General features: G+C 64.8%; 1 protein-coding gene. It reads right to left on the bottom strand.

Annotated elements, in window-relative coordinates; all coding sequences use genetic code 11:
- A partial coding sequence (locus KW849_RS31135) for an Ig-like domain-containing protein (protein WP_218433911.1) occupies positions 1 to 273 on the bottom strand: 273 nt, incomplete at both ends.

Genomic DNA, 273 nt, shown 5'->3' with positions numbered 1-273 from the left:
CTGTACCGGAACCGTCGGTGACGGTGTAGATCACGGTCGGTACCGCGCCGTTGTAGTTGGCGGCCGGCGTGAAGGTGTAGGCGCCGTTCGCCGCGATCACCAAGGTGCCGACGTTGGCGATGGTCGCTGTGCTGCCGGCGGTGTAAGTGGTCGCACCGATGGTGAAGTTGACCACGCTGACCGGGCCATCGACGCTGCTCGTGTCGGAGAGGACGCTGCCTGTCAGGGCCGTGTCTTCCAGGGTCGACACTGTTTCGCTGGCGTCGATGAAGC

It is taken from the genome of Pseudomonas sp. PDM26 (assembly GCF_019219185.1).
In the GTDB taxonomy this organism is placed as follows: domain Bacteria; phylum Pseudomonadota; class Gammaproteobacteria; order Pseudomonadales; family Pseudomonadaceae; genus Aquipseudomonas.
This window is presented reverse-complemented; position numbering and strand designations above follow the sequence as displayed.